Raw genomic sequence first — 7,049 nt, forward strand, 5'->3', positions numbered from 1 at the left:
GCTTCTGTCAGCCCTGATGCAGCTTAATTGCTGAACAAGTTGTCTCATTTTCCGCCGCCTACTGCTTTCTCTGCGCGACATGCCACGGAATAACCAGCCGTTCCACGAGCTGAACGAGGTAATACAACACAATTCCGAGCACAGCCGCAATAACGATGCAGGACCAGGCTAGAGGCATGTTTGCCAGCTTAATTTGGTCAGAGAGCAGGTATCCTAGCCCGCGGGACGAAATAAAAAACTCCCCTACGATCGCACCGATAATGCTCGTTGACATATTGATTTTCAATGCGGTAAAAAGATGCGGAAGCGCGGTCCGAAAACGGAGCTTCATGAATACCTGAAGCTTTCCCGCCGCATACGAATGCATGAGCTCAATCGACATCGGATCGATAGAACGCAGCCCTTTGAAGGCGGTAACCGCCATCGTGGCCATTGTCATGACGGATACGATGGCCATCTTGGAGGCGACGCCATCGCCGAACCAATTATTCATTACAGGCGCCAGCGCAACGATGGGCACCGCATTTAAGGATGCCATCATCGTGATGCCGCCTCTGCCCATCCGGGGGAACCATAAGGCGGCTACTGCCGCAAGCAGGCCGAACAGCGATCCGATTAGACAGCCGCCAATCATTTCGCTGCCCGTATACAACGAGTAGCTCCACAGCACATCGATATTGCCCTGAATGGAAGCCGCAATCGATGAAGGAATCGGCAGCTGATATTGTTCCAAAGCGAATAGCTTATGAAAGCCTTCAAGCTGCCAAATGATGAGAAACAGCACTCCAAATCCGAGCGGAAGCAGAAAAGTTGGACGTTTGCCCATGCGGCCTGATATTATTTTGAAGTTCGTTGGCTTGGAGGGGACGCTGTCGACTGAGCGGGCTGCCATCATTTCCTTCATTCCCCGTCACTCCCCTTCGCACGAAACTCGGGCTGCCAAGGCGTAATCCACCTCTCCAGCGAGCAGATAATCAGATACAAGCATAAGCCGATTGCCATACTAATCAGAACGGTTGACCAGAACATGTATACCTGCGACGATCCATAATACAGAGAGCTAACCATGAGCACACCGATACCGTCCGGAGCTCCCATAAGCTCTACGATAATGGAAGCCGTGATCGCAAGCGGAGCGGATAGCTTAAGTCCTGCAAAGAGGCCCGGCAGCGCCGCTTTCAGCTTCAGCCTCACATACAAGGTCCACGTGGAAGCAGCATAAGAGCGCATTAGCTCAAGCTGCTCGGACTTTACACTATGTAAACCCCGCAGCGTATTTATCGTAACAGGAAAAAAAGTGACATAGCCTGCCATGAGTATGCGGGACACTGCGGCGTCATGAATAATGCCGTAAATGATTGGCGCAAGCCCAATGATCGGAATCATTTGCGAAGCAACCATATAGGGTGACAGCGTGTTTTCTACCGTTCGCGACAGGCTCATTACAATGGCCAGCAGGAAGCCGATCATAGAACCAATGACAAAACCGGTAATGGAATTGCCGAACGTAATTGTGCCCTGTTCCAGCAAGTCCGGAAAATGGTCGATCAATGTGCCGACTACCAGGTGCAGGTACGGCAGCTTAGAGGCTGGATTGATCGTCTGCGCAACGTTGGCAATGAACCATGCCGATGCCTCCCACAACAAGAGCACGCCAGCCGCCCATAACGCAGTTGCGCCGCCTTGACCATAGCGTCTAAACCATTTGCTCATCAAGGAATCCACTCTCCTCGTAAAAGCAATTCCTGACCTTCCTCGTCATTTCGTGGAAGCGCTCCGTTTCACGAATATGTAAAGCATCGCCCTCCTCCCTTGTAATATCCACAATGGAATGGACTCTTCCAGGATGAGCCGAAAGCACGATAATGCGATCCGATAAAAATACGGCCTCGGGAATGCTGTGCGTGACGAATACGATCGTTTTGTTCGTTTTACGCTTAATGTCCAGCAGCTCCAGCTGCAGCTTCTCCTTTGTAAATTCATCAAGAGCGGAGAAGGGCTCATCCATAAATAAAATAGGCGGGTCTAAGGAAAGCGCGCGGGCAATGGCAACACGCTGCTGCATACCGCCGCTTAGCTGCCAAGGATAATATTTTTTGAAGGAGGACAGCCCTACCATTTCGATAAGCTGCTCGGTTAGCTCATGATACTGGGATTTTTTTTGCCCGAGCACCTCGAGCGGAAGCTCAATATTTTCTTTAACCGTTCTCCATTCGAACAGGGTGGGATTTTGAAATACGATACCGAACTTTCGGCGGAGGCGAACTTCGCGAGGATGCTCATTTTGAATCGTGATTTGGCCTTCGGTTGGCTCAAGAAGATCGGCCATTAACCGAAGCAGCGTGGATTTTCCGCAGCCGGAGGGGCCGAGGAGCGAAATAAACTCATTCCGATAGATTTGAAAGCTGACTTGATGAAGCGCCGTAACCTCATGACCTTTTTTGCCAAAACGCATAGATACTTGATCGACAATGATTTCTGCTTGTTTAGCAGCTTCGGATAGATGCATGTAATCCCTCCTCATTGTTTATGCATTTATTATGTCAGGTACGAGATAGATCGGCTCATTTATATGTAATATTATATAACACAATATAAAAATTACATTATACAGAATGGTTAAAAAACGAGCCATTTATTTAACATAATGTCAAATAGAGCTGTACAAGCCATCAGATAGATTACTAGAAAAGGACTAATTTTCCTTCACATAACCGTCCCTCTCTTGAATATATTGAGTAACAGACAAGAAATAAACGAAGGTTGCTCAAGTTTCTTGCATGCTGAAACATTATCTTATTGGAATGAGGTGAGGGAAATGGAGTCAGAGCCGCTGTTTGTTGTGTCAAGGGAGGATTGGTCGCTCCACCGCAAAGGCTATGAGGATCAAGCGCGACATCAGGAGAAGGTACAAGAAGCAATTAAGCAAAACCTTCCCGATCTGGTTTCCGACGAAAGCATCGTTTTGTCCGATGGGAGGCGCACGATTAAGGTTCCCATTAAAAGTCTCGACGAATCTCATTTTATATACAACTACAACAAGAAGCAGCACGTCGGACAAGGCGATGGAGATTCACAGGTTGGCGATGTGCTCGGCGTCGACCCGCAAGCCGCCAAGGGACCGGGGAAAGGCCAAGATGCCGGCGACCAGCCGGGTGAGGACGTCGTCGATACCGAGATCAGTATCGATCAATTGGAGGATATGCTGTTCGAGGAACTGGAGCTCCCTAATCTGGAACAAAAGCAAAAGGATCAATTACAAACGACGGAAATTGTTTTTCACGATATTCGCAAAAAAGGCATTATGTCCAATATTGATAAGAAGCGCACGTTAATTGAAAACCTGCGCCGTAACGCCAATGCGGGTAAATCCGGTATCGGAGGCATCTCGCCCGACGATCTTCGATATAAAACCTGGAACGAAATCGTAAAGCCCCAATCCAACGCCGTCATCCTTGCGCTTATGGATACGTCGGGAAGCATGGGATCGTTTGAAAAATATTGTGCCCGCAGCTTCTTCTTTTGGATGACCCGTTTTCTACGCCGGAAGTATGAGCATGTGGAGATTGTGTTTATCGCTCATCATACCGAGGCCAAAGAGGTCACGGAGGAGGAATTTTTTAACCGCGGTGAAAGCGGTGGCACCATCTGCTCCTCAGCTTACCAGAAGGCGATCGAGATCATTGACAGCCGTTACCCGACTGCCAACTGGAACATTTACCCGTTCCACTTCTCGGATGGCGATAACCTCACCTCGGACAACGAGCGCTGCGTAAAGTTGATTGGCCAGCTCATGGAGAGAAGCAATATGTTCGGCTACGGCGAGGTCAACCAATACAATCGAAGCAGCACATTGATGTCGGCGTATAAGCATATCAACCATAAAAAATTTATGTACTCGGTAATTAAGGAGAAAGGCGAGGTCTATAAAGCGCTTAAAACGTTCTTCTCTAAACAAGCAAGCGGCGCTTAACGAAAGAAACCCGCCTTGCACAGCAACGTGCTCGGCGGGACCATTCTAATTACACTTACACTTTATACTGATCTTAGTAGACAATGTTTTTTAGAAAACGCAGTTAAATGAGCTGTTATTGCTGCGCTTCGTCTTTCTTTTCTTCTGCAAAACCCTCAATACTCACCTTGCGTCGTTCATTTTTAGCTTCGATCGATTGCTTCTCGTCAGCAGAAATTTCACTTGCATGCTCATCAAGATAATCTTCTGCTTCCTGCAAATTTACTACCGTGTGGTCGATATGTGATTGCAGGCGCTCCTCATTATCTGCACGATTATCCGGTTTGGCCATTGTAATCCCTCCTCTTCACTTTGAACTCAGCTATTATGATGACCAAAATCACATGTAGCTATGCTTCTGGTCGGGGTCTTTATCCGGGTTCGTTCCTTTTGTTTCTTTTCCAAAGAACAGCACGGCTAGTGCTCCGATAACGATTGTTACAAAAAAAACCATAAAAACCGAAGCGACCGCAATCGGTGCTTCGATGACCAAAGGGACTTTATCCGCTGACCAAACGTCAGCTTCCCATTTTGCTGCGCGTTGAAAGTAGGGGCATCCTGAATTGAGCGTCTCAAGTATAAAGCATAAACGGCAGGTAATAACCCGATGAGAAAAGCTGTCCTCCAGCCATATTTTGGAATTATGAAGTAGGCGATTAACGCTGCTACGATCCAGCCGCCTGCCCAAAAGCTTTCAAGCAGCACACTTCTGCACGACCCCTCTCCTTTACCGGTACCGACTCCGAAACAAGCGTTGAAGTGACCGGCAGCTCCCCGCCGAGACCGAACCCCGCAATGAAACGCAATGCGCACAGGAAGATGAAGCCTGTCGCCATAGCGGACAAGCCGCTGGCTATAGAGAAAATAAGGAGCGTCTTAATATCACCCGTCGTCCGTACCGATCTGCGAGCAAACCGGAAACTGCCATTCCGGCGGCCATTCCAATCGCATTCATGGCCATCAGCAGTCCGATCTGCTGGGCGCCTGTCGAATAGCCAGCTAAAACCGGCATTAAACAATAATTTCCGCTGATTCGGTTCGCGCAGCAAAGCCATATTCTTCATATCCAAGGCTCCTCATGTACAGCTCAATTAAACAAAAAACCTTAACCCCGCGTACAGGGGTAAGGTTGGTGAGAGCGTTAAGATTTATTATCCGCTACGCTAAGCTGATCCAGACTTTTAAATTCATAGCCTTGCCGTCGTGCTTCGTCAATGATTCTGCCAAGAGCCTCCGTATTGTCCTTAGACACAGAATGCAGCAAAATGATCGCGCCAGGATGCAGCTGTTTAACAACCTCGCTATACGCATAGTGGGAGCCTCTTTGCGCATTTACGTCCCAGTCCTTATAAGCAACCGACCAAAAAACATTTATGTAGCCGAATTGTTTGCTTGCCGCAAGCACTCGTTCGTTAAAAATGCCTCTTGGCGGGCGTAAATATTTCATTTCCTTCTGGCCTGTTATCACTTCAACCTGCTCTTTCACCTTGTCTAGCTCCGTCTTGATGCTCCCCTCCGAAAGCTGGGACATATCCGGGTGGCTCCAAGAATGATTGCCAATGATATGGCCTTCCGCTACCATTCGTTTAAGCAGCTCCGGCTGATCCTTCACATAATGTCCCGTTACAAAAAATGCGGCAGGCACTTTTTTCTCTTTTAACACATCGAGAATCCGCGGCGTAAAGCCGTTCTCATAGCCGTTATCGAACGTTAAATAAAGCTCTTTCTGACTCGTATCCCCGAGAAACAACGCGTCGTGCTTCGTAACGATATTTTTAAAGCCTTCCTCATCTATGGAAGGCAATCGGCCGTCCACGCTTTTTTTAAAACCAAAATGAAACGCGCCGGGCTGTCCAAAAGCAGAAGCAGGAGTTAATAAGCTCCATATTATTACTGCAAACAGTGCGGCTATCCTTATATTCAACTTCAACTGCAAAGCCCTCCTTGTTCGATTGATGTTTATGGCGATGAACCAACAACTTGCAATTATATTCCCCCATTGACGCATAAAAAAACCGCCATCCTCACAAGTCCATCAGACTTTGAAGATAGCGGTTTTATGTGTCATTCATTGATTTAAATAATGGTCGGGACGACACGATTTGAACATGCGACCCCCTGGTCCCAAACCAGGTGCTCTACCAAGCTGAGCTACGTCCCGAGAAAAGATGGTGCCGTCGAGAGGACTTGAACCCCCAACCTACTGATTACAAGTCAGTTGCTCTACCAGTTGAGCTACAACGGCGTATCGATTATGTCCACCCAAGTACGGTGGTTTGTGATGCTGTTTCGGCAAAGCCAAGCTGCATCTTGAGAAAAAGTGGTGCCGTCGAGAGGACTTGAACCCCCAACCTACTGATTACAAGTCAGTTGCTCTACCAGTTGAGCTACAACGGCATGTAGATAATGTCAGCCTTTTAAAAAGGCGATTTGGTTGCGGGGGCAGGATTTGAACCTGCGGCCTTCGGGTTATGAGCCCGACGAGCTACCGGGCTGCTCCACCCCGCGTCGTTAAAAAATATTATGGTGACCCGTAGGGGACTCGAACCCCTGTTACCTCCGTGAAAGGGAGGTGTCTTAACCACTTGACCAACGGGCCTTGAAAAAAGAGAACGGAGAGAGAGGGATTCGAACCCTCGCACCACTTACGCAGTCTAACCCCTTAGCAGAGGGTCCCCTTGAGCCACTTGGGTATCTCTCCAAATCTGGCTCCCCGAACAGGACTCGAACCTGTGACAACTCGATTAACAGTCGAGTGCTCTACCAACTGAGCTATCAGGGAAAATATGGTGGGCCCTAGTGGACTCGAACCACCGACCTCACCCTTATCAGGGGTGCGCTCTAACCAGCTGAGCTAAGGGCCCTAGGCATAAACATAACCATATGTAGATCATTTGTTTAAGCACAGGCAGGCAAATTGCGCCCTGAAAACTGGATACGAAAGTTAGGTTTGCTGAACCTTTTTAGCTGCTGTCTGCCGGATGTATGGGTCCTGGCAAACGTTTTAGGATAAGCCCTCGACCGATTAGTATTCGTC

7 protein-coding genes, 8 tRNA genes and 1 pseudogene are annotated in these 7,049 nt (G+C 48.3%); 1 reads left to right on the forward strand and 15 read right to left on the reverse strand.

Going from position 1 to position 7,049, the window contains the following annotated elements:
• Window positions 1-58 precede the first annotated feature (58 nt).
• Genes ASG81_RS20850 through ASG81_RS20860 form a run of 3 tightly spaced genes read right to left on the reverse strand, consistent with a single transcriptional unit; the run spans window position 59 to window position 2,509 of the window.
• A complete protein-coding gene (locus tag ASG81_RS20850; protein WP_056638730.1) occupies window positions 59-904 on the reverse strand; it encodes an ABC transporter permease in 846 nt (281 codons plus the stop codon).
• Window positions 901-1,713, reverse strand: a complete 813-nt coding sequence (locus ASG81_RS20855; protein WP_056638733.1) for an ABC transporter permease — start codon at window positions 1,711-1,713, stop codon at window positions 901-903. The genes ASG81_RS20850 and ASG81_RS20855 overlap by 4 nt, the downstream gene beginning before the upstream one ends.
• The gene (locus ASG81_RS20860; RefSeq protein WP_056638736.1) at window positions 1,697-2,509 is read right to left on the reverse strand and encodes an ABC transporter ATP-binding protein; all 813 of its coding nucleotides are present in this window, start codon (window positions 2,507-2,509) and stop codon (window positions 1,697-1,699) included. The genes ASG81_RS20855 and ASG81_RS20860 overlap by 17 nt, the downstream gene beginning before the upstream one ends.
• Before the next feature lie 309 nt (window positions 2,510-2,818).
• On the opposite strand from ASG81_RS20860, the gene yhbH reads away from it, so the two are divergent.
• A complete protein-coding gene (gene yhbH, locus ASG81_RS20865) occupies window positions 2,819-3,973 on the forward strand; it encodes a sporulation protein YhbH (protein ID WP_056638739.1) in 1,155 nt (384 codons plus the stop codon).
• A gap of 115 nt (window positions 3,974-4,088) precedes the next feature.
• Here the strand turns inward: yhbH and tlp are convergent, their stop codons facing one another.
• The 12 genes and pseudogenes from tlp to ASG81_RS20925 form a co-directional block, all read right to left on the reverse strand.
• The gene (tlp, locus tag ASG81_RS20870; RefSeq protein ID WP_056638741.1) at window positions 4,089-4,304 is read right to left on the reverse strand and encodes a small acid-soluble spore protein Tlp; all 216 of its coding nucleotides are present in this window, start codon (window positions 4,302-4,304) and stop codon (window positions 4,089-4,091) included.
• A gap of 48 nt (window positions 4,305-4,352) precedes the next feature.
• Window positions 4,353-4,505, reverse strand: coding sequence for a hypothetical protein (locus tag ASG81_RS31680; protein WP_162255050.1), 153 nt, complete (start codon window positions 4,503-4,505; stop codon window positions 4,353-4,355).
• Window positions 4,460-5,076, reverse strand: a pseudogene (locus tag ASG81_RS30115) (MFS transporter); the annotation flags it as partial. The pseudogene ASG81_RS30115 and the gene ASG81_RS31680, both read right to left, overlap by 46 nt.
• Before the next feature lie 77 nt (window positions 5,077-5,153).
• Complete coding sequence (gene pdaA, locus ASG81_RS20885; RefSeq protein ID WP_056638749.1) at window positions 5,154-5,942, reverse strand: delta-lactam-biosynthetic de-N-acetylase; 789 nt, start codon at window positions 5,940-5,942, stop codon at window positions 5,154-5,156.
• Between the two features lie 154 nt (window positions 5,943-6,096).
• A tRNA-Pro gene (locus ASG81_RS20890) sits at window positions 6,097-6,173 on the reverse strand.
• 8 nt (window positions 6,174-6,181) lie between these two features.
• A tRNA-Thr gene (locus ASG81_RS20895) sits at window positions 6,182-6,257 on the reverse strand.
• A 76-nt stretch (window positions 6,258-6,333) separates the two neighbouring features.
• Window positions 6,334-6,409 (reverse strand) — tRNA-Thr (locus ASG81_RS20900).
• A gap of 34 nt (window positions 6,410-6,443) precedes the next feature.
• Window positions 6,444-6,520 (reverse strand) — tRNA-Met (locus ASG81_RS20905).
• Window positions 6,521-6,536: 16 nt separating this feature from the next.
• Window positions 6,537-6,611: transfer RNA gene (locus tag ASG81_RS20910), tRNA-Glu, on the reverse strand.
• A gap of 14 nt (window positions 6,612-6,625) precedes the next feature.
• A tRNA-Ser gene (locus tag ASG81_RS20915) sits at window positions 6,626-6,713 on the reverse strand.
• Between the two features lie 5 nt (window positions 6,714-6,718).
• Window positions 6,719-6,794 (reverse strand) — tRNA-Asn (locus ASG81_RS20920).
• A gap of 5 nt (window positions 6,795-6,799) precedes the next feature.
• Window positions 6,800-6,876, reverse strand: a tRNA-Ile gene (locus ASG81_RS20925).
• Window positions 6,877-7,049: the final 173 nt, after the last annotated feature.

Source organism: Paenibacillus sp. Soil522, assembly GCF_001428245.1.
GTDB lineage: Bacteria > Bacillota > Bacilli > Paenibacillales > Paenibacillaceae > Pristimantibacillus.